Raw genomic sequence first — 22,563 nt, forward strand, 5'->3', positions numbered from 1 at the left:
TTATAACCATTTATCCTTTAATTTATTAATTTCATCTTTTGCCTTATTTATATTTTCTATAGAACCTTGTGCAAAAGTATCTTTTCCGCCACCTCTTCCTCCTGCAGATTTAATAATATCTTTTATAATATTATTTGCAGACAATTTCTTTTCTTTTATAGCACTTCCTGTAAGCTGAACAAGTATAGAGTTTGAAGAATCAGTTTTACTTATCATAACAGCAATACTATCTTTTACTCTCTCCTTTATAGTATCAGCATAAAGCCTTACTTCTTTTATATCTTCATTAAACTCTAAATTATAAAATCTAATGCCGCCTAAATCTTCATAATTATCCATAAATGAAGTAACAGAAGCCCCTGAAGTCTTTAACTGCTTAATATCTTTCTGAAGTTTTTTTACTTCATTTTGAAGGTTTTCAGCTCTTATAGTAATCTCTTCTATTTTTGAAGCATTAAGTATATGTGCTAAGTTTTTTACTTTACTAAATAGTTTCGTAGCTTCATTAGCAGCTTTTAAACCAGTAATAGCCTCTATACGTCTTACTCCGCTTGCAGCAGAACCTTCGCTTACTATATGGAAATAACCAACTTCAGATGTATTTGTCAAATGACTTCCCCCGCAAAGCTCTACTGAAAATCCATCTCCTATATCAAGTATTCTAACAGTATCTGGATATTTCTCTCCAAATAATGCCTTAGCCCCAGATGATATAGCCTCTTCTTTAGACATGTATTTAATTACAGCAGGCATTGATTTGAAAACTACTTCATTCACTTTATTTTCTATATTAATCAAAGTTTCTTCGGATATAGAATCTGGATGAGTAAAGTCAAATCTCAAATAGTCTTCGCATACATAGCTTCCAGCCTGATTTACATGATTTCCAAGTGTAAGTTCTAAAACTCTTTGAAGTATATGCGTAGCTGTATGATTTTTTCTTATAGCCATTCTTCTATCGGCATTAACAAATAATGTTATCTCTTCGCCTTCTTTAAATGAATGATTATTATTTTCAAGTATATGTATAATAGTGTTTTCTTTTTTCTGAGTATCTGTTACTTTAATAGTCTGCTTATCTGAAGTCTCTATATATCCATTATCTCCGACCTGTCCTCCCATCTCGCCGTAAAAAGGAGAAACATCTGTTACAATAACTGTATTATCATTGTATACGGATATTACTTTGGCTTTTACACCGTTTACCAAATTGTTTAAATCTTCACCAACATATTTAGTGTCAAAGTTTGTTACATATCCGAATTTTGATTTTTTATCTTCTCCAGTTCCTCTGCTTCTTTTTTTCTGCTCTTCCATAGCCTCTTCAAATCCAGCCTTATCTACTGTAAAGCCATGATCATTAGCTTCTTCTTCTGTTATATCAAAAGGAAGTCCGTAAGTATCAAAAAGCATAAATGCATCAGGACCTTTTATTACTTTAGTATCTTTATTATCTTCCATTACGCTGTAAAGTTTGTTCATACCAGCAGATATTGTATTTAAAAACTTATTCTCTTCATCTTTTAAAATTCTTTTTATATTCTCTTCTTCTTTAGGAAGATAATCATATATATCTTTATAAACATCTATAACAGCACCAGTAAGTTCATTTAAGAAAGCCCCTTTATGACCCAAATCGCTTGAAGTTTTCAAAGCTCTTCTTAAAAGCCTTCTTAAAACATATCCTCTTCCCTCATTTGAAGGTACACATCCTTCTGCCAAAACAAATACTAATGCTCTTAAATGATCTGCTATTAAATTTATTTTTGTTTTATTTTTATCTTCATATTTAACATTAAGTTTTTTTATAATAGCATCAACTATAGGCTTCATAACATCAGTTTGATAATTACTTTCAACACCCTGCATAATATAGCAAAGTCTTTCAAGTCCCATTCCAGTATCTATACCTACATTCTGAAGAGGAGATAAATTGCCGTCAGTATCCTGAAAAAACTCATTAAATACTAAGTTCCAAAACTCCAAATATCTCTCACAGTCGCAGCCTACAAAACAGTCTGGCTTACCGCATCCTTTCTCTTCGCCCATATCAATATAAAGCTCACTGCAAGGTCCGCAAGCCCCAGAATCTCCAGCAGGTCCCCAGAAATTATCTTTTTTTCCTAGTCTTACTATCTTTTCTTTTGGTATTCCTATATGCTCATTCCAAATCTTAAAAGCCTCATCATCTTTCTCATAAATAGAAACATATATTCTTTCAATAGGAAGTTTTATTACCTGAGTAGAAAACTCCCAAGCAAATTCAATAGCCTCCTTCTTAAAATAATCTCCCATAAAGCAGAAATTACCAAACATCTCAAAAAAAGTATGATGTCTTGCAGTCTTTCCTATATTTTCCAAATCTGAAAGTCTAAAGCATTTTTGTATAGTAGCTACTCTTGAATAAGGTGCTTTTTTTATTCCTGCATAATAGGGTTTGAACTGAAGCATACCCGCTGTTGTGAAAAGAAGTGTCGGATCATCTATTGGTATAAGAGATGATGATTTTTCTATTACATGTTTTTTACTTTTAAAAAACTCTTTGAATTTTTCTCTCAATTCTAAATGTGTCATCTTCAGCTCCTATTTTTAAGAAAATTTTTATTTATATATAAAACTTTATATTTATTATTTAACAAATTAATAGTTTATTAATAATATATTAAATTAGTTATAATGCAAGTAAAAAGATAAAAATAGTTAACATAATTTATTGATTTATAATTAAAAAAGAGCTTCACAAAATCTCTTGCAAAGCTCCTTTATATTCTATCAATAATATTTAAGCACTATTCTATTATTATAACATAAGTCATTCTTGCACGTTTTATAGTAATAGTAAATGACTTATCATTTCCATAAGAGTCAACAAATTTATCATAATCATCTGTACTTGAAATAGTGATACCGTTAATAGCTTTGATAACGTCTCCAGGTCTAAGTCCAGCCTGATATGCTTTAGAGTTCTGAGTCATATTAAGAACTACAACCCCTCTTTCATTGCTTCTTATCTGAAGTCTTTGAGATATCTCTGGAGTAATATTTGAAACATCTAAACCCATCCAAGAACGAGTACTTCCCTGAGAGTTATTTTGAGATTGTCTGCTAGGCACAACATTCTCATCATCAACTCTTGCTTCTATAACTATTTTAGTACTTCTTTCTCTTCCGTTTCTCAAATATTTAACTGTAACTTCTTTGCCTACTTTTGTAGTAGCTACTTTATTAAATAAATCTCCAGACCTTGTCATTCTCTCGCCGTCAAATTCTATGATAATATCACCGTCTTGCAAACCGCCTTTAGAAGCAGGAGAATCTGGTATAACTTCGCTTACATAAACTCCGCTGTTTTGTTTAACATTAAGACCTCTTGATAAATTTTCATCAATATCCTGTAAGTATATACCTAAATATCCTCTTGTAACTCTTCCGTTTTCTTTTAAATCTGTCATAACAGAAGTAGCCAAATTAATAGGAGTAGCAAAACCTATTCCTATGCTTCCGCCTGAAGTAGAATATATTAATGTGTTTATACCTATTACCTGACCATGAATATTAAATAAAGGACCTCCAGAATTACCAGGGTTTATAGCAACATCTGTCTGTATATATCTCTGATACTTATTAGCACCAACATCGCTTCTTCCTTTAGCACTTACAATACCGAAAGTAACAGTATTATTAAGTCCATAAGGGTTTCCTATAGCAATGGCAAACTCACCCGGCTCTATAGCATCACTGTCTCCCAAAGCAACATAAGGGAAAACTCTGTCGTTACCTTCTATTTTCAATAAAGCTAAATCATAAGCCTCATCATATCCTATTAACTGAGCAGGCAATTCTCCATCTTCTCCGTAAAGAGTTATCATTATTTTTGTAGCACCTTTAACAACATGGTAATTTGAAAGTACATATCCGTCTTCATTAATAATAAAACCGCTTCCTAATGATTTTTGGCTTCTTCTTTGTCTAGGAACTTGATCTCCAAAGAAAAATCTGAAAAACTCATCAGCATATCTGTCTTCTTCAGTCTGCCCCGCCTCAATTTCTGTAGATATATTAACTACAGCAGGCATATTCTTATCAACAACATCTCTTATAGCTCCTTCAACTTCTAAAGCACCGTCTAATGCTCCAGTAAAAGCAGTTTTTTCAGGTGCTGACTGGGCATGAACTAAAAACTCATCTTTTTTATAGTTTTTCTCATATGAAAATATAAAGAAAGAAATTATTATCCCTACCAGAGTAAAGGTAAGCCCAAGATTTAAAAAGAACATAAATGAACGTTTTTTTTGCTCCATATATGCATAACCTCCAATTAAAATTGATTTTCTTAAACTAAAGTTATTACTTGCCGTGAACATTATAAAACATAATCTTAAAAAATAAAACTAAATAAAATTGAATATTATATGAAGATATTACCTCATTAACTAAAAATAAGAATTTTTATATATAACATAATATAAATATTGTTCTGACAATCATAACTATTATATAATATAAACCTAGAAAAAAAAAGCAAAGTAAAAAATTATTTATAATTATTATGTTTATAAAATATTTCAGGTTCTCCATTAGGTCTAGTATTCCACCTAGGATGCACCCAAAGCCAATTTTCTGGATATTTAGTAATTATCTCTTCAAGTTTTTTTGTATATCTTTGAGTATTATGCCTAATAGTCTCTTCTTTGGTTTCTTTTTCTTCTATGTACATTATTTCAGACACTACTATTTTATGATGCCCATATCTGTCTGGAACACTGTATACTATAGCAATAGGACTTCCTGTTTTCATAGCTATAGCAATAGGGCCTGTAGCTGTAGCACAAGGATATCCAAAGAAATCAACAAATATACCTTCTAAGTAATTTTGGTCTGATAAAAATGCAACAGGACTATTATCATTTAAAGCATAAAATATCTCTCTTAAATCGCCCTTTCTAGGTATGCACTTCATACCTCTTTTTTCTCTCCAAGATTTCATATAAGCATCAAGTTTAGGATTATCTAAAGGTCTTACTATAACACTGGGGTGATAGCCTTTAATAGCAAAATAAAAAGCTATATACTCCCAGTTGCCTATATGACCTGTAATGGCTATAATGCCTCTATTTTTTTTATGCATTGCTTCATCAAAAATATCCTGCCCTTCTATTTTTATTCTCTTTAATATTTGTTCATCAGACATTCTTGAAGACTTTATAAACTCAGCAAAAGTCATTATCATAGATTTCATAGAACGTTTAGCTATTCTCTTTCTTTCATGAAAACTTTTATTTGGGAAAGCCTGTTTCAAATTAATTAAAGCTATACGCCTAGCACTAGGTACAAAATAATACATAAGAGTACCTACCAATTTTGCAAATAATATAATAACAATGTATGGAATAACAGCCATTATTTCCATTAATATTTTTAATGGAATATACTCAAGCATTATAGTACTTCTTGATTTATAAGCCAAAACTTAAACCTCTTTATCTAATTTATTATTATCTTCTTCACTGTCAGCTGGATTATCATTATTATCAGAAGAAGATTCTGAAAATAAATCTCTATCTTCTGTAGATTCATTAAATCCGTCAGCATTAATTTCTATTTCAGAATTTTCTACATTTTCTTTAGTTTCTAAATTATCCTGATATTCAGTGCTTTCAGTATAAACATTATTTTTTTCTACATTATCCGCATTATTATCAGAACTTTCTTTTACATTTGCATCTGCTGCTTCAGAAATTTGTTCAGTAATAATCGGTTCATCATCATCATCACCTTCTACCAATATCCCAGCTCCAGACAATTCCCCTTGCGTAATTAAATAATTAAATCCAGATATAAAATAATACGCTTCAGTTAATGCCTTCATTACATTATACCCCTGTATTCTCTTTTTACCCTTTCCTACTTCTGAAGAAAAAGTTAGTATATCATTAGGATTTTCTATTATTCTTTCTCTTTCTTCTTTGTCTAATAATAATTTATCTAACTTTCTTTTAAAAGGTGTTATTATAGATACAAATGTATTTCTCAAATTTTTAGCCAAATAGGAACGCTGTCCGTTTTTGTCAGAAAGCATAGAAACCCTCTGTTCAAAACGCATAGTTTTATCAGCTTCTACCTTCAATATAGTATTGCAAAGATCGCTGTATTCATTTAACCTTGAATTAGTATCTGATAATGACAAAAATATATTATTAAAATCATTTTTATAATCTGTTCTAACCTGATTGTCATAAAGTAAATTATATCTTACTTTATTTGAAACAAATACTGCAGAATATTCTCTATCCAAGAAATCAATTAAAACTTTTATTCTGTATATTTTATCTTTTATTGGAACAAAAAAGAAAGGGTCTGCTTCATACTCTATACCGTTATCCTCTTTTTTGTATGATACGCATTTATTTATAAGTTTTACTCCGATAGATTCTACTTTTCCAAGTTTTTCTTCTTCTGTATCCTTTTTCTTTCCTATATTTTCTTTTGCCTGCTCTATTTTGGTTTCCTGAAGTTTTTCTTTATCTTTTCTCAATTTTGTATAATATCCTAAAATGTCTTCATCTGTAATATTAAAATATTTACTAAAATCATTAATAGTCTCTAATTTTTCTTTAGAAGCATACTGTAAAAGAGTAAACAATTTAGGATAGTATTTTGTATATATCAAATCAACAGCTCTTTTAAAAGCTGATATTCTTGAATTGACTATTCCCTTACTTATATTATCAACAATAGCATAAGCAAGCATAGCTTTTTCACCTGCTACCTTAATTCTAGAAGAATAAGTATGAAGTACATATAAGGGTCTGAACATTGCTTTTATTTCTTTAACATAGCTTTCAGCCATTACATTTGTATTAAGTTCTTTGTAAGGCCTTAAAAAATCTTTGTATGTTTTTTCATTATATTGATCTTTTATTCTCTCTAAAAGCTCCAAATCATCAAGGTCTTTAGCAAACTGAGATATTATTTTCTGATGTTTGGCTTTAGCATCTATATTTGAGGCTTCTGTAGGATTTAGGGCATTGAAGATAAGTGTATCCATCTCCAAAAATGCTGCTATAATATTTTTATCTATAAAGTTTAAAAATTTGGGATTAACATTGCCTCCCATAAAAGTTATAACACCTGCACTTACAGCATCAAACCATAATTTTAACCCAAAAAAAACGCCATTTCCTTTCTTCTTTTCAGCAGAAGAAGAACTGCCAGCAGCTGAACCTTTTGAATCAGAAGATTTTCCTCCGCTATTATTATAAGTACCTTTAGAATTACCGCCTACTAAAGTATTAGCATTTTTCTTTGATGAGCTTCCAACAATTACTGAAGATGCACGCTTTTTATCAGATACAACTTCACCGCCAGCATCCACAAATTTATTAAACAAATCTTTTCTTGCATCTTTATTAAGTTCATCTAACTTTAATCTATCTCTAGTATTATCTATATCACCCATAGAAAAAAATAACTCCCTTATTGAAAAAATAAAAGTAAAAAATAAATTATTTATTATCTCTATGTATTATTGTAGCACTGCCTTGATTTTCTGCCATAATAGTCATGCTTGATATTTGAACATGGCTTCTGCGTGTTAATACATACTCTATATTATCGGCTATATCTTCAGCATATAAAGGAATAAATCCTTTATATACATTATCTGCTTTTTCTTTATCGCCTTTAAATCTTACTGTAGAAAACTCTGTATTAACAGCACCTGGTTTAATGTTAGTTACTTTAACAGGTTTATCAATTAACTCTACTCTTATACTATCGCCAAACATCTCTACAAACGATTTTGTAGCACAGTATATAGCTCCTCCGCTATAGGCTTCATCGGCAGCAGTAGAAGATAAATTTACTATATGACCGTATTTGCTTTTTAATATATAAGGCATTAAAAGTCTGGTTAATACTATTAAACCTTCACAGTTTACCCTTACCATCTGCAAAGCATCCTCTAAACTATTATTATAATACAAATCTTTACCTAAAGCCAAACCAGCATTATTTATAAGTATATCTATATTTTTATTCTCAATACCATCAACGACCTTTACAATATCTTCGGTTTTAGAGAAGTCTAACTTTATAATATTTATTTTTACATCATATTCTTTTTCAAGCTGATTTTTCAAAGTTTCAAGTCTTTCTATTCTTCTGGCTGCAAGTATAAGATTAACTCCATTAGAAGCAAGCATTCTAGCTACAGCTTCACCAATGCCAGCACTTGCTCCAGAAACAAATGCCAACCTTCCGCTTATATCTTCTCTATACATTAAACAACTCCTAATATTTATAATTTTTTTATATAAATAAAAATAAGATTTATTATATATTTTGAATAGTATATTGCAATAGCATAAAAAATATTTTTACTATATTATTTTATTATTACTATATAAATTATTATTAAAAAAAATAAAAAGAGAGCCATTTTTATATAGCTCTCTTAATTTTATACACAAAAAAATTATTTTTACTCGTATGTTCTAACCATTCCAGCTACGTCCTGAGCTGTATACTGCATGCCAACTTCATTAAGGTATTTTGTAACTAAAGCGTCCATTTGGTTTTTTAACCCTTTAGAATATAATTCCATTACAACAGTACAGTTTTGCTGAGAATCCCATTTAGTTTCTATAACAGAAGCTCCTCTTATTCTTCCAGCAACTCTTTCCTGTATAACATATTCATCTATCATACCTTTTTCTGTGGAACTTAATGATTCTATATAAGAACCTACTATTTTAGATACTATTTTATTTTTGCCGTCTAATTCTGCTGCCTGTTTTGAAGTAAGCTCTCTTCTGAACTTATCGGTAGCATCTATATCATCAGCAGGTACTCCCATACCCATTACTCTGAATGTATCATTATCAATCCAACCCTCAGGTCTGTTTCTACTTACACCAGTACTATTACAGGAAGACGCAAATAAAGCAGACAAAATTGTAAGAATAATTAATATTTTTTTCATAAATTACCTCCATATAAAAAATATTTTCTGCTATATTATTAATATAACAAAATATATCCATTTTTAGTTATCAATTAATAATAATTTTTTAATTAATTTTTTAAAAAATCATAAAAAAACAATAAATTATTTATAACTTCTAACCATTCCAGCCACATCCTGAGCCGTATACTGCATACCTACTTCATTAAGATACTGTGAAACTAAAGTGTCTATTTGACTTTTTAGCCCCTTAGAATACAGCTCCATTACAACTGTACAATTTTGTTTTGAGTCCCATTTACTCTCTACAACAGAAAGTCCTCTTACTCTTCCAGCAACTCTTTCCTGTATAACATATTCATCTATCATACCTTTTTCTGTAGAACTTAATGATTCTATATAGGAGCCTACAATTTTAGCTACTACTTTATTTTTGCCGTCTAGTTCAGCTGCCTGTTTAGATTCTACTTCCCTTCTGAATTTATCTGTTTCATTATTAGAAGGAATACCCATACCCATTACTCTAAATGTATTATCATTAATCCAGCCTTCCGGACTGCTTTTACTTACCCCAGTACCACAGGAAAGTATAGAAACCAGCAATACAGAATAAAATAAACCTACTAATATTTTTTTCATTATGAAACCTCCAATAAACTATCATTAAATTATTCTATATTTTTTGTAAAAAAAATCAATAGCATATTTTTCTTACCTATATAATTGACATAAAATAAACATTATATATAATTATTACTTGAATGTTATCTTAATAAAACTAAGGATCCAACAAATGAAACTCAAACATACAATTAATTTTATAAAAAAACATACTGTAGCAATTTTTGTAAAAGTTGAAAAAGAAGAGCCTAAAGTGTGCACATTTAATGAAGAGTATATAAAGCTATTTAAAAGCCTAGTAAAAGACAAATATTACAGCACATCCACTCCTTTTGCATTCGCTTTCGCAAGTAATACAAGGGTTATTTTTATTACATATAAGGAAGTAAAAAACTATATGTACGAAACTTGGAAAAATGCAGGTGCTTCCCTTATAAAAATCATGAAAGACTTGCATATTGATGATATAGAAGTAGATATGGCAGAATTATTTTCTGAAATAGCTTCAGAAGAATCGTATATACAGTTCTGTTTGGGAATAATGCTTGCTTCTTACAGTTTTGATACATATTTGGGAGATAAAAGATTAAAAGAACAGTCTTCTATAAAAAATATACTTTTAGTTTCTGAACACAAAAAAGATACAGAAAATGCAATATCAAAAGCATCTCAAATAGCAAATAACATATTCTGGGCAAGAGATATTATTAATGAACCTAGTAATGTTATCAATTCTTTAACATTTACAGACAGAGCTAAAAAACAGGCAGAAATGAGAAAAATAACTACTACAATACTAACAGAAAAAGAATTAAAATCATTAAGTATGAATGGTATACTCGGAGTTAATGCAGGAAGTAAAAATCCGCCTAGAGTATTTATTGCTCAGTACAAAAAAGCAAAAGCTAAAAAACATATATTATTAGTAGGAAAAGGAATTACATTTGATACTGGCGGAATGTCATTAAAACCCGCTGATAGTATGCTTGGAATGAAAGATGATATGGCTGGAGCTGCTGCTGTTTGCGGAGCTTTATTTTTGATATCTGATATGAACTTAGACGCTAATGTTACAGTTATATGTCCTTTAACAGATAATAAAACTGGAAGCGGAGCAATTAATCCCGGCGATGTATTAAAAATGTATAATGGCGTTACTGTAGAAGTTGTTAATACAGACGCTGAAGGAAGACTAATACTTGCCGATGCTTTAGCTTACGGAATAAAAAAATATAATCCAGACTTTGTAATAGATATTGCTACTTTAACAGGAGCATGTTCTATAGCTTTGGGAAAAAATGCTACTGGATTAATGTCTAATGACAGAGCTTTAGCTTCTGCTCTTAAAGATGCTGGTGATGATACTTATGAAAGAGTATGGGAGCTTCCTATGTTTGAAGAGTATAAAGAACAAATAAAATCCGATATAGCAGATATAAAAAATACAGGCGGAAGATATGCAGGTACTATAACAGCAGCTCAATTTCTATCATACTTTACAGAAGGGGCTAAATGGGCTCATTTGGATATAGCATGCACTTCTATGAGCGATAATAATTCAAAATATCTTTCAAAAGGTGCTACTGGTGTGGGAGTTTATCTTTTAGCTAAAACCGTAGAAAAACTCACAGATATAGAAAGATTTTAAAATTTAGATTTAAGTAAGTAGAAAATTTATTTAATATTTTTAATATTAATATAATTAATAATCATAGTATAATAATTATGCTATGATTATTTTTATATTATGATTAATTTTATATATTTTTCTTTCCGCTCCAATTTAAGCTCTTTTTTCTATCATCATCAGTTATTTCTCTAATCACTTTGCATGGATTCCCAAAAGCAAGAACATTATCAGGTATATCTTTTACAACAACGCTTCCAGCACCTATTACTACACCGCTTCCTATTTTTACACCACCCACAACAACAGTATTAGCCCCAATCCATACATTGTCTCCAATGGTTATAGGATATGCATACTCTATATAGCTGTTTCTTCTCTCTATATCCAAAGGGTGTCCCGCCGTATAAAAACCGCAGTTTGGAGCTATAAAAACATTATCCCCAAATTTTACTTTTGCACAGTCAAGAATTACGCAATTATAATTAACATAAAAATTGTTACCAGCTTCTATATTAAATCCATAGTCGCAGTAAAAAGGTGCTGTAATAAAAAAATCATTTCCTATTTTTGAAAACAATCTTTTTATAATATCCTCTTTCTCCTTTAGCTGATTAGATTTTAACATGTTATAGTCAATACATAAATCTTTAGCCTTATCTCTCATCAAAGCCAAATCTCTATCCGAACTATTATACTCCATTCCCATAATCATCTTTTCTAATTCACTCATTTTTAATACTCCTATATTTAGTGTACAAATTATAAAATAAATAAAAAAAATAAAAAGATGTTTTTGAAGTTTAAACTTGAAATTATTTACATAACATGTTATAATGAACGTTCAAAATAGATAAAAATGGGAGTGTATATGCCTTCAGGAAGAAAAAGACTTCGTCAAAAGATGGCTACGCATAAACGTAAAAAACGTTTACGCAAAAATAGGCATAAAAAGAAATAATATAAATTAACATTATACATATTAATGTTTTTTTCATCTCTTATGAATGTAAAAGTTATTTAATGGGATATTAATAAGTATGGCATCTGATATTAAAACAGTCATAGAGGTTTGCGTCGGACTTCACTGCTCTATGAAAGGTTCTTATGCCCTATTAGAGGCTATACGTTCGCATTATGACTTGCAAATAGGCGTACCGTCTTCTGATGGTATGCTCCTCAAAGAGATGGAGTGTATGCATAATTGCCATAATGCCGTGCCAGTACTCATCAATGGTACGGAATGTACAAAATCGTCTTTTAAAAGTGTTGTTAAATATATAGAAGCTATACATCTAAGAAAAAGATGAAAAAATTTGTACTGCATAGTGAATATAATATTGTTAATATCCAATCATACAAGGATCATTTCGGAGATTACCTAATTACAAAACCTTTAGAAGAAAGTTTTATAAATAATCTTCATAACTTCTCCGTTATGTCGAGAGATGCATTACAAAATTCACTATACAAAATCCTTATAGATAAAAACATTAAAGAAGATTCTATAATCGTAAATGCTGCATCCTTTGATTATCTAGTATTCAAAGACAGATTCTTAATAAAAAATAATCCGCATCTCATATTAGACGGAGCATTATATTTAGCTAAAATTCTTAACATTAAAATAATTAATATAATACTTAAAGATTACTACAGCGAAGAAAAAAAGATTCTAATAAAAGCTATAGCAGAAGCTGAAGATGCAGGATTCGCATACGATATAAAAATTAACATATACAATGAACAAACATACTACAGCGAAAATAATGAAAGAATAACTCCTCTCTCTTATGAAAATAAAAAATATATATTTGATTTGGAAACTATAACTCAAATTACATATTTAGCACATATAGGAGAGTTCAGCTTTAAAAATTATGGTGCTTATGATAATAAAGGGACCTGTATACTATCTATGTCTGGAGATATTATAAGTCCCAATATATATGAATTTGAAATGTATACGCCCATCAAAAATATTATAAGATCCGCAGGCGGTACTATCAAAGACTACAGTATAAAATGCGTATTTACAAACGGTTTTTTGAATCCTCCTATAGACTTTACATCATTTCAAAATATGACATTAGACTATGAATGTTTTAATAGCTTTAATATGAATATTGGAAATGGCGGAATATGCTTTATAAGAGAAGACAGATGTATGGTGAGGGTAATATTAAAAATAGTGCAGTTTGCTAAAAGTGTATCATGCGGAAAATGTATGCCTTGTCATTACGGCTTTGATTTATGCGAATATTATATCAATAAAATGCTTTTAGGTAACTCTGATAATGAAGATTATATAAATCTTAAAGAAACTCTTGAAATGATAAATACTGGAAGTATATGCCTATATATAAAAAAACTATCCTACTGCATACTCTCTTCTATAGATATGTTTAGAGATGAGTTTTTATATTTGATAGAAAATAAGGTTACATTATACAGTTTTATAAAAGATTAAAAAAGTTTATGAGGTTTTATTTATAATGATAGTAAAATTTGATTTTGACGGCAAGACAGTATCAGCCCAAAAAGGATATACTATACTTCAGGCTATGTCATATATTAATACAGATATACCTCATTTATGCTCATATAAAATAAATAGTACCAATACATACGAAGAGAAAAACAGCATTTTAATGTGCAGATTATGCCTAGTTAAAGTAAAAAGAAAAAATGAAAACAGCTATTCATTTAAATATGCCTGCAATGAAATAGTAGAAAATGGTATGAGCGTATTAAATGATGATGAAGATATTATCAAATACAGAACATCGCTTCTTAAATCTATACTATACATGCATAAACCAATATGTGAAAGCTGCAAAGCAGATTATATATGCCAATTAAAAAAATATTTAGACATTTATAATATTTCAATGCCTGCATCAGAAAATGCTTTAGATGAAAATGATATTAATATAAAAGAGATAAAAGAAATAATAAAAAAAATAAAACTTCCAAGCTATATAAAAGCAAATTATGAAAGATGTATAAACTGCGGAATATGTCTAGATTATAAAGTTACCAACGGATATAATTCTATGATAACGGATCTATGTCCTACTCATGTATTTGAGCCTCAAAGAAGTATAGATAAAAAACTTGATGAAGATATAAGCCAAGTAAAAAATATAAATAGTTTTTGTATAGGCTGCAATCATCTTTGTGATGTCAATTACAGCTATGTTGATTATAGTATAAAAGATATATCGTCTCCAAAGGGCAAAAAATATGGGCTATGCGACTATGGAAGAAAATTAGATTACTATTCCAACAATATACTTGAAAATCCTTTTTATAATGGTATGGCCTATGAGTTTGATAAAGCTAAGGAATTATATCATAAGTTTATTAATGAACTTGATATTAACTCTTCAGCTGCTTTAATTTCAACTATGTACCCTCTTGAAGATATTAAAGCATTTGATGACTTTATATATTCTTTAGGTATAAATAAAGCCTCTTTTATAAAAAATAAAATGGCTACTAACTCTTACAATATCAGAAATAATTATACCAATATTAATAATTATTCTATTAAGGATTTAAAAAAACTGGATAATGATATTAATAACTCTAATAAGTTTATAGTATTAGGCGACGGATTAGACGATAATGATGATAGAATAGATTTTGCTAAGAAAAACAAAGGAAATTATATAGTATTTACGCCTTATTTTTCTGTACTAGCATACAATGCCTATATAGCTTTCCCTATACAGTATTTAGGAGAGTTTGAAGGACATTATATAGACAGTCATGGCAAAACAAAAAAAATGATTTCTTTTTTAGATAAAAATAAAAACAGATTAAGTTTAAGAGATTTATTAAAATATTTGTATTTATAAAAATTTTGTTATATACTATATAGTATAGAGTTTTATTATGTTCTTATTAAATATTATAAAGATTAATAGGAGATGTATTTATGGCAAGAACCAGAGCTGAGATACTGCAAAGTAATAAAAATTATGATATTATCATTATAGGCGGTGGAGTTATAGGTGCTACTATAGCTTTAAAAACTTCAAGAATAGGGCTTTCTACACTTGTACTTGAAAAGCATGATTTTTCTTACGGCTCTTCTTCGCGTACATCAAAAATGCTTACAGGCGGTTTTAATGATATGAAAAGCGGCAATATCATATCAACAGTTCGTCAGGTAAGAGAAAGAAATAACTTAATATATAAAAGCTCTTCCCCATATTTCGGTATTATAAACCCTATATATGAGCATAACTCAGCAAGACTTATACGCGAAGAGTTTAAAGCTTCATTATATGATTTATTCTCATTATTCGGTCATACAAAAAGACATGTATCGCATAGCAGAAACTCAGCATTGGAGGCTCTGCCTGATTTAATTAATAATGATGTAATAGCTGCTATAGAATATTATGAGGGATTATTAGATGATTCAAGGTATGTAATAGAACTTTTATTAAAAGCAGAAAGATATGGTGCTGATATATTAAACTATGCTGAAGTTAAGGCATTTGAATATAATCAAAAAGAGATAAAAAGTGTTGTATTTACTGATAATATTCAAAGAAAAGTTTATGAGGCTTATGCAAAAAATATATTAATTGCGGCAGGTGCTTGGGGACACAAGATAAGTTCTCTTCTTCCTAACAGCAATTTTGAAGATAGAGTTGATTATGTTAAAGGAACTCATCTTATTATAGACAGCGATTTGATACATATAAATAAATCCGTTGTTCTTCCTAAAATAAAATCAAGACCTAATGTATTTTTAATGCGTTGGAAAAACTCTACTATTATAGGTCCTACTATCAAAAAATATAATAATGATTTAGACTGTATATATGCATCAAGCGATGAAGCTGAATACCTGCTTGATATATATAATACTTATTTCAGCTCTATTGTTAATAAAAACCATATAATAACAACTCAGTCTGGTATGATGCCTTTAAATCCTACCGATGTAAAAATACATTCTCACCCTAAATATAAATTATTTTTAGTTGAAGGAGGAAATTTTACTACTTCTTCAAATACTGCAGTTAAAACACTTATAAAAATGTATGGAAAACCTTATAAATGGTTCAGTACTGAGAAAGTAATAAATAATAAATTTGATAAAAATACAGAATTTGTTATAAATGAAAAAATGTTTAATTTCCTTATAGATTATTTCGGGTCTGTAAACTTAATTCTCAAATTAAATGAACTTTGTAAAAATGATTCTTCCCTTTTGGTAGAAGTAGGACTTGACTGTCGAATAAACAGAGGACTAATAAAATACTTTATAGAAGAAGAGCATGCTTTGCATTTAGATGATGTTATGATGCGAAGATTAAGGTTTATGCTTACAGAAAATGACTGCGGAACATTAATAGCCGAGCATATAGCTGAAGAGATGGCTAATGTACTAAATTGGAGCAAAGAACATACCGAATGGGAAATAAAAAGATACAGAACAGAAATAAAGCGTGCCAGAGTTTCATTATTTTAGTATATAATAAAATTTTTAAGTTGGGCAATTTTTTTGTTGTTCTTTTTCCCGCAGCATACGCTCTGCGGACTTCGTCAAAGAACCTTATATCCTCGACAAGCTTGGATACGCTTCACGAAAGTGCAAGTGTTGAAATTATTATTAAATCGTACTAATTATATTTTATATGTAGGATAAATTACTAAATTTAGTATAATATATAGCCTTTTTGCTTCTTTGCGGCACACCACAGGCGGAAGTTGGGTGTGAGGCAAATATATAAATTTAAAAAATTAATTTTTTGATAAATTATAATTATTTAGGTATATTTTACAAATAAAATACAATTAGTATTATTTGGTATTATATTTATACTTTCACTTTTTGGTACTGATCAAGATTTTTTAGCTTCTTCTATTATTTTATAAAAAATATTTATTATAAAGCTATAAAATTATATAATAATTCAATACATATTATTAAATAGGTGTTGATGGTTAATAATTATAAATATTTTTTCTATAACCAGCTTAGAATTCTATAATCAACTATTCTATAACGCCAATATTCTTTTAACTCACCTTTTAAAGATTTACCTTTTATTCTAGGATTTTCTAATGTTTCTAAATTAGATAAAAAATCTAATCTTCTTTTTGAATAGTATTGTCTAATTTCCCCAATGATTTTTTAGATGTTTTTGTAATACTTACTTTCATTTTATATTTAAATCTTTTTTACTTCATCAATAGAATATACTTCTTCGATTTTTTTAATCTTTCTTCTGCTTCTACAATAATTTTATAATCATAATAATCTTCCAAATATTCTATAATGGCATTTTCTATTAATTTGCATTCTGATATATTATTTTATTTGGCAATATTTTATATATATTTTTTTAGTGTTGGAGGAAGTTCTAATACCATATTTATCTCCTAAATTTAAGTATTGAATTCAAGTCATTTTATATTATAATAGTATAAATTACAATATTAGAGGTTTTAATGAGTAAAGATTATAAAATAGATGAATTATTAAAAGACGGCAAAGTTAAATTAGTTGAAGTTACAAACTCAGATGATGGAAAACAGCAGGAAAAAGAAATAAATTTAAATGAACACCATGAAGACGGGTACAAATTTATAAAAACAATGTTTGAAGATATAATAATAAGATACGGAATAAAAAAATAAATTTACATAAATTAAATATTTTTATTAAGGAATAAATATGAATAAAGAAGAAGCTAAACAAAAAATACAACAATTAACAGAAACTATTAATTACCATAACAAACTTTATTATACAGATGATAACCCTGAAATAGAAGATTATGAATATGATAAACTTTTCAGAGAGTTAGAAAATCTTGAAAGGGAGTTTCCAGAATTAAAAAAAGTGGACAGTCCTACAAATAAAGTGGGGGGCACTATATTAGAAAAGTTTGAGAAGTTTGAACACCCTATTGCTATGTATTCACTTTCTAATGTTATGAATGAAGAGGAGTTTTTAGACTTTGATAATAGAATGCAAAGAGAACTTGATGCCAGTAATATTAAATACACAGTTGAAAATAAATTTGACGGACTTGCTTTAGAGCTTATTTATGAGAAAGGAAAACTTACAGTAGCAAGTACAAGAGGGGACGGACAAGTTGGAGAGAATGTTACCAATAATGTTAAGATGATGAGTAATGTTCCTAAAAGCATAAAAGAAAAAAACAAACTCATTGTAAGAGGAGAAGCATTAATAACAAAAAAAGATTTTGAAGCTTTAAATAAAGAGAGAGAAGAGCTTGAAGAGATACCTTTTGCCAATGCAAGAAATGCTGCATCAGGTGGATTAAGACAATTAGATAGTGCAGAAAGTAAAAAGAGAAGATTAAAATTCTTTGCATATCAAATAGCTAATTATAAAGATTTTGATTTAACTAATGAATATAAATCAATGGAGTTTTTATCCGATTTAGGTTTTACAGTTGAAGGTGTTCACCCAAATATTGACGCTAAAAAAGTATTAGAAACTTATTATGATATACAGGAAAAAAGAAGCAAGATGGATTATGAGATTGACGGTCTTGTAATAAAAGTTGATGATGTGAGGTATCAGGAGAAATTGGGATTTTTATCACGTGCTCCAAGATTCGCAGTAGCTTTTAAATTCAAACCTGAAGAGAAAGAAACTGTATTAAAAAATATAGAAGTTCAGGTCGGACGTACTGGAGCATTAACACCAGTAGCAAAATTAGAGCCTGTTCAAGTTGGAGGCGTTACGGTTTCTAATGTTACACTTCATAATCCTAATGAAATAAAATCAAAAGATATAAGAATAGGAGATACTGTTGTAGTTATACGTTCTGGCGATGTTATACCGAAGATTACAAGAGTGGTATTAGAAAAGCGTCCTAAAGACAGCAAACCTTTTGAGTTTCCTAAAAAATGTCCCGTATGCGGAGGTGATACTGCTGTAACTGATGGCGATGTAATAGTAAGATGCATTAATGAAGAGTGCCCAAGCAAAATAACTAGATATATAGAGTATTTCGTTTCAAAGCCTGCTATGAATATGGAGCGAATAGGTAAAGAATGGATTGCTGTATTTACAAAAAGCGGTCTTGTAAAAACTCCAGCAGACCTTTATAAAATAACAAGAGATGATTTATTTAAGTTTGAAAGAATGGGCGAAAAATTAGCTAGCTACATGCTTGAATCCATTGAAAACAGCAAAAATACCACTCTAAAAAGATTTATATATGCATTAGGTATTCGTCAGGTTGGAGAAACTACTGCTGACTTACTAGCAAAATATTTCACTTCTATAGACAATTTTAAAAAAGCCACTATTGAAGACCTTCAAAATATTGAAGGCATAGGTGAAATAAGTGCTAAAAGTATTTATGATTTTCTTCATAATGAAAAGACATTAAAATTAATAGATGATTTACTTGCAGCAGGGGTTAATCCAGTATTTGAGAAAGTAAAAACAGTAGAATCGCCTCTCACAGGAAAGAATGTTGTAATAACAGGCTCAATAGAAGGTTTTACAAGAACTTCAGCAAAAGAAGCTGCTGAAAGATTAGGGGCTACAGTTCAGTCTGCTGTATCAAAAAATACTGACATTTTAATAGTAGGAGATAAAGCTGGAAGTAAACTCAAAAAAGCTCAGGATTTGGGTATAGAGATAATGGAAGCTAATGAGTTTATAAAAATTACTAATTCATAAATTTAATTGACTTTTTTATTAACAGTTTTATAATTTACAGTAACTATGTGCAGAGCTTCTGTTGTAAGGCAGTTTACTCTGCACTTTTTGTTTTATTACCTCCCCACCCTTTAAATTTTTGAATACTATCTGTTATTTACAGTTTATTTTCCTATATTTACTTTAACTGTTATTCTGTATGCCCACCCAAGCGGTGTTTAAATTTGTAATACTATTTAACGCACGTTTAATCGATTCTTATATATTAGTAAAGTTAGAATTATTAATTAATCTGTATCAAAAAAATCCGTTCTGCGTGCGTTGAGGAAAGTATTAAATTTAAATCACGTTTTGGGCGGGCGTACTTTTTGAAGTGCAGGCTTACTAGTTTAATTAAAGCCAATATAAAAAATAAATCTTTTAAATCTAAAAGGGTGGGAATGAAAATAAAAACAAAAAAAAGAGAAGCATTAATTAAATAACGCTTCTCTCCAAATATGAAAAAACAATTATTAAAATTATACCTTATTTTCCGAAAACTGCCTCATAATCTTTTTTGAACTTTTCTATACCTTGATCAGTCAAAGGGTGTTTAGTCATTTGTAGTATAACCCCATATGGTACAGTAGCAATATCTGCCCCAGCCAATGCACATTCAGTAACATGTATAGGGTGGCGTACACTTGCCGATATTATTTCTGTTTCTATTGCATGAGTTGCAAAAATATCAGAAATAGTTCTTATAAGTTCAAGTCCGTCTATTGATATATCATCAAGTCTTCCTATGAAAGGTGAAACATAAGTGGCACCTGCTCTTGCAGCTAAAAGTGCCTGATTAGCAGAAAATATTAAAGTAACATTTGTTTTAATTCCTTCTTTAGAAAGTACTTTAACTGCTTTTAATCCTTCTGCTGTCATAGGAATTTTTACCACCATGTTTTTATGTATTTTAGCAATCTCTCTCGCTTCAATTATCATATCTTCAGCTTTTTCTGTAGTAGCTTTAACTTCTCCAGATATAGGTCCGTCTACAATAGTAGTAATTTCTTCTATAGTTTTTTTAAAATCTTTGCCCTCTTTAGCTATTAGAGATGGGTTTGTAGTAACTCCGCAAATAACACCCATATCATTAGCTTTTCTAATCTCATCAACATTGGCTGTATCTATAAAAAACTTCATTAAAAAAATCTCCTTAAAATTATTATTGCTTATATTATACAGCCTAGATTGTATTTTATCAATATTGTTTTTATATTATTAATCAATAGAATTATATTTAAATCTTCTATTTTCTGATATCACTCTTCCTATAGCATTCATTATTAACCCTATAGAAAAAGATAAAGCTGATAATATTAATAAACATATAGTCAGTATTGCTGTTGGAAATCTATCTACTTTTAGTGTTTCAAAATATTCTATGGTTACACTTATACCTAATGATATACCTATAATAAATAAAATAATACTGATTATATTAAAAAATAATAGAGGCTTTTCAGTCATCATTAAATATATTATAGTAAATAATATTCTAAAACCATCTCTAAAAGTATTAAGTTTAGAATACGAGCCTTCAGGTCTTTTAAAATATTTTGCTGTAACTTCTCCAACAGGTAAACGCATTTGCAAAGCATATATTGTTAACTCTGTTTCTATTTCAAAACCTTTAGAGAAAGCAGGAAAGCTTTTTACAAATCTTTTAGAAAATATTCTATATCCACTAAGCATATCATTGAATCTTTTACCAAATAATATATTAGCAAAACCTGTAAGCATAACATTACCAAATGTATGACCTTTTCTATGTACATCTTCATCTACTACTTCACGAGATATATTAAGCATATCAAGTTTGTTATTCCAAAAGTACTCTATATGTTTTTTTATTTCTGATATATCATACTGCATATCGGCATCAACCATAATATATATGTCCGCATCAATATCAGAAAAAGCCCTTCGTACAACCTCTCCTTTACCTTGATAATTAACTTCTGCTACTATTGCTCCAGCCTCTTTTGCTAATTTTACAGAATTATCTTTACTATTATTATCAAAAACATTTATTTCAGCTTCAGGCAAATATGTTTTAAACTCTTCTATTACTTGTTTAATTGTAATCTCTTCATTATAGCAAGGTATTATTACTGATATTTTCATTTACCATTACCTCTTAGTTCTTTAATAAATTTTTTAAATCCTCCTCTGTCAAAAATAAATGTTATAAATGATATTAAAGATATTATAGTTATAGGACATACAGGATGTATATATCTATATAATGGTACTGGTGTAAATAAAGCTACTATTACAGATGTCGCAAATGCAGAAAATGATGTAAAAAATGAAAATAATAAAAAATTATTATTTCTAAATATTCTGTATCTTATAAAAAGAAATATAGAAATAAAAAATATTAAAATAGAAAATATAACAAATATTAGTATATTAATACTAGGTAATATAGTATATAACACAGCATATATTTTTTCTCTTAATGGTGTAAATACTATACCTTTATTTTTAGAGGCATTATAAAACTCATCAGTAAATATACTTAATGGAGTATTATTCTGTATCTCATTTACTGTCATTCTATAATTAAAACCATTTAATGCTGGCGACCATGCCTCTGTTGTCCACATATATGCTGTATAGTTAATCATATGTTTT

17 protein-coding genes and 1 pseudogene are annotated in these 22,563 nt (G+C 29.1%); 7 read left to right on the forward strand and 11 right to left on the reverse strand.

What is annotated here, in order from left to right; genetic code table 11:
• From alaS to KQ44_RS10670, 7 genes are all read right to left on the reverse strand, one after another.
• Positions 1–2,574 (reverse strand): alanine--tRNA ligase, encoded by a 2,574-nt coding sequence (gene alaS, locus KQ44_RS10640; RefSeq protein ID WP_096737380.1) that lies wholly within the window; start codon positions 2,572–2,574, stop codon positions 1–3.
• 215 nt (positions 2,575–2,789) lie between these two features.
• Positions 2,790–4,301, reverse strand: a complete 1,512-nt coding sequence (locus KQ44_RS10645) for a Do family serine endopeptidase (protein WP_096737381.1) — start codon at positions 4,299–4,301, stop codon at positions 2,790–2,792.
• 233 nt (positions 4,302–4,534) lie between these two features.
• Positions 4,535–5,467 carry a lysophospholipid acyltransferase family protein gene (locus KQ44_RS10650; protein WP_096737382.1) on the reverse strand — a complete coding sequence of 311 codons (933 nt, stop codon included), beginning with the start codon at positions 5,465–5,467 and terminating at the stop codon, positions 4,535–4,537.
• 3 nt (positions 5,468–5,470) lie between these two features.
• A complete protein-coding gene (locus KQ44_RS10655) occupies positions 5,471–7,459 on the reverse strand; it encodes a hypothetical protein (protein WP_096737383.1) in 1,989 nt (662 codons plus the stop codon).
• A gap of 46 nt (positions 7,460–7,505) precedes the next feature.
• Entirely contained in the window at positions 7,506–8,282 is a 777-nt protein-coding gene (locus KQ44_RS10660) for an SDR family NAD(P)-dependent oxidoreductase (protein ID WP_096737384.1), read from the reverse strand.
• A 200-nt stretch (positions 8,283–8,482) separates the two neighbouring features.
• Positions 8,483–8,983: a hypothetical protein gene (locus KQ44_RS10665; RefSeq protein WP_096737385.1), complete on the reverse strand. Its 501-nt coding sequence runs from the start codon at positions 8,981–8,983 to the stop codon at positions 8,483–8,485.
• Positions 8,984–9,109: 126 nt separating this feature from the next.
• Positions 9,110–9,604: a hypothetical protein gene (locus KQ44_RS10670; RefSeq protein ID WP_096737386.1), complete on the reverse strand. Its 495-nt coding sequence runs from the start codon at positions 9,602–9,604 to the stop codon at positions 9,110–9,112.
• A gap of 154 nt (positions 9,605–9,758) precedes the next feature.
• Here KQ44_RS10670 and KQ44_RS10675 point away from each other — a divergent pair, with 154 nt between their 5' ends.
• Positions 9,759–11,234 (forward strand): leucyl aminopeptidase, encoded by a 1,476-nt coding sequence (locus KQ44_RS10675; protein ID WP_096737387.1) that lies wholly within the window; start codon positions 9,759–9,761, stop codon positions 11,232–11,234.
• A 109-nt stretch (positions 11,235–11,343) separates the two neighbouring features.
• Here KQ44_RS10675 and KQ44_RS10680 read toward each other — a convergent pair whose 3' ends face one another.
• A complete protein-coding gene (locus tag KQ44_RS10680) occupies positions 11,344–11,946 on the reverse strand; it encodes a sugar O-acetyltransferase (RefSeq protein ID WP_096737388.1) in 603 nt (200 codons plus the stop codon).
• Between the two features lie 307 nt (positions 11,947–12,253).
• On the opposite strand from KQ44_RS10680, the gene KQ44_RS10685 reads away from it, so the two are divergent.
• From KQ44_RS10685 to ligA, 6 genes are all read left to right on the forward strand, one after another.
• On the forward strand, positions 12,254–12,523 hold the full coding sequence (locus tag KQ44_RS10685) for an NAD(P)H-dependent oxidoreductase subunit E (protein ID WP_013113645.1): 270 nt from the start codon (positions 12,254–12,256) through the stop codon (positions 12,521–12,523).
• The gene (locus tag KQ44_RS10690; protein ID WP_096737389.1) at positions 12,520–13,683 is read left to right on the forward strand and encodes an NADH-ubiquinone oxidoreductase-F iron-sulfur binding region domain-containing protein; all 1,164 of its coding nucleotides are present in this window, start codon (positions 12,520–12,522) and stop codon (positions 13,681–13,683) included. Before KQ44_RS10685 ends, KQ44_RS10690 begins: the two co-directional genes overlap by 4 nt.
• Positions 13,684–13,708: 25 nt before the next feature.
• Positions 13,709–15,076: a 2Fe-2S iron-sulfur cluster-binding protein gene (locus tag KQ44_RS10695; RefSeq protein WP_096737390.1), complete on the forward strand. Its 1,368-nt coding sequence runs from the start codon at positions 13,709–13,711 to the stop codon at positions 15,074–15,076.
• An 80-nt stretch (positions 15,077–15,156) separates the two neighbouring features.
• Entirely contained in the window at positions 15,157–16,707 is a 1,551-nt protein-coding gene (locus KQ44_RS10700; RefSeq protein WP_096737391.1) for an FAD-dependent oxidoreductase, read from the forward strand.
• A gap of 983 nt (positions 16,708–17,690) precedes the next feature.
• Positions 17,691–17,879 carry a hypothetical protein gene (locus KQ44_RS10715; RefSeq protein WP_096737392.1) on the forward strand — a complete coding sequence of 63 codons (189 nt, stop codon included), beginning with the start codon at positions 17,691–17,693 and terminating at the stop codon, positions 17,877–17,879.
• Positions 17,880–17,916: 37 nt separating this feature from the next.
• On the forward strand, positions 17,917–19,908 hold the full coding sequence (ligA, locus tag KQ44_RS10720; protein WP_096737393.1) for an NAD-dependent DNA ligase LigA: 1,992 nt from the start codon (positions 17,917–17,919) through the stop codon (positions 19,906–19,908).
• A 504-nt stretch (positions 19,909–20,412) separates the two neighbouring features.
• On the opposite strand, the gene fsa is transcribed toward ligA, so the two are convergent.
• From fsa to KQ44_RS14455, 3 genes and pseudogenes are all read right to left on the reverse strand, one after another.
• On the reverse strand, positions 20,413–21,066 hold the full coding sequence (gene fsa / locus KQ44_RS10725; RefSeq protein WP_096737394.1) for a fructose-6-phosphate aldolase: 654 nt from the start codon (positions 21,064–21,066) through the stop codon (positions 20,413–20,415).
• A gap of 78 nt (positions 21,067–21,144) precedes the next feature.
• On the reverse strand, positions 21,145–22,050 hold the full coding sequence (locus KQ44_RS10730; RefSeq protein ID WP_096737395.1) for a glycosyltransferase family 2 protein: 906 nt from the start codon (positions 22,048–22,050) through the stop codon (positions 21,145–21,147).
• Positions 22,047–22,563 (reverse strand): annotated as a pseudogene (locus tag KQ44_RS14455) (hypothetical protein); the annotation flags it as partial. The gene KQ44_RS10730 and the pseudogene KQ44_RS14455, both read right to left, overlap by 4 nt.

It is taken from the genome of Brachyspira sp. G79 (genome assembly GCF_002379365.1).
Lineage (GTDB): Bacteria > Spirochaetota > Brachyspiria > Brachyspirales > Brachyspiraceae > Brachyspira.

What these genes read in the sequence shown, in the direction of transcription:
- alaS (WP_096737380.1), bottom strand. Translation starts at nt 2,574, where the DNA reads ATGACACATTTAGAATTGAGAGAAAAATTCAAAGAGTTTTTTAAAAGT.
- KQ44_RS10645 (WP_096737381.1), bottom strand. Translation starts at nt 4,301, where the DNA reads ATGGAGCAAAAAAAACGTTCATTTATGTTCTTTTTAAATCTTGGGCTT.
- KQ44_RS10655 (WP_096737383.1), bottom strand. Translation starts at nt 7,459, where the DNA reads ATGGGTGATATAGATAATACTAGAGATAGATTAAAGTTAGATGAACTT.
- KQ44_RS10660 (WP_096737384.1), bottom strand. Translation starts at nt 8,282, where the DNA reads ATGTATAGAGAAGATATAAGCGGAAGGTTGGCATTTGTTTCTGGAGCA.
- KQ44_RS10665 (WP_096737385.1), bottom strand. Translation starts at nt 8,983, where the DNA reads ATGAAAAAAATATTAATTATTCTTACAATTTTGTCTGCTTTATTTGCG.
- KQ44_RS10670 (WP_096737386.1), bottom strand. Translation starts at nt 9,604, where the DNA reads ATGAAAAAAATATTAGTAGGTTTATTTTATTCTGTATTGCTGGTTTCT.
- KQ44_RS10675 (WP_096737387.1), top strand. Translation starts at nt 9,759, where the DNA reads ATGAAACTCAAACATACAATTAATTTTATAAAAAAACATACTGTAGCA.
- KQ44_RS10680 (WP_096737388.1), bottom strand. Translation starts at nt 11,946, where the DNA reads ATGAGTGAATTAGAAAAGATGATTATGGGAATGGAGTATAATAGTTCG.
- KQ44_RS10685 (WP_013113645.1), top strand. Translation starts at nt 12,254, where the DNA reads ATGGCATCTGATATTAAAACAGTCATAGAGGTTTGCGTCGGACTTCAC.
- KQ44_RS10690 (WP_096737389.1), top strand. Translation starts at nt 12,520, where the DNA reads ATGAAAAAATTTGTACTGCATAGTGAATATAATATTGTTAATATCCAA.
- KQ44_RS10695 (WP_096737390.1), top strand. Translation starts at nt 13,709, where the DNA reads ATGATAGTAAAATTTGATTTTGACGGCAAGACAGTATCAGCCCAAAAA.
- KQ44_RS10700 (WP_096737391.1), top strand. Translation starts at nt 15,157, where the DNA reads ATGGCAAGAACCAGAGCTGAGATACTGCAAAGTAATAAAAATTATGAT.
- KQ44_RS10715 (WP_096737392.1), top strand. Translation starts at nt 17,691, where the DNA reads ATGAGTAAAGATTATAAAATAGATGAATTATTAAAAGACGGCAAAGTT.
- ligA (WP_096737393.1), top strand. Translation starts at nt 17,917, where the DNA reads ATGAATAAAGAAGAAGCTAAACAAAAAATACAACAATTAACAGAAACT.
- fsa (WP_096737394.1), bottom strand. Translation starts at nt 21,066, where the DNA reads ATGAAGTTTTTTATAGATACAGCCAATGTTGATGAGATTAGAAAAGCT.
- KQ44_RS10730 (WP_096737395.1), bottom strand. Translation starts at nt 22,050, where the DNA reads ATGAAAATATCAGTAATAATACCTTGCTATAATGAAGAGATTACAATT.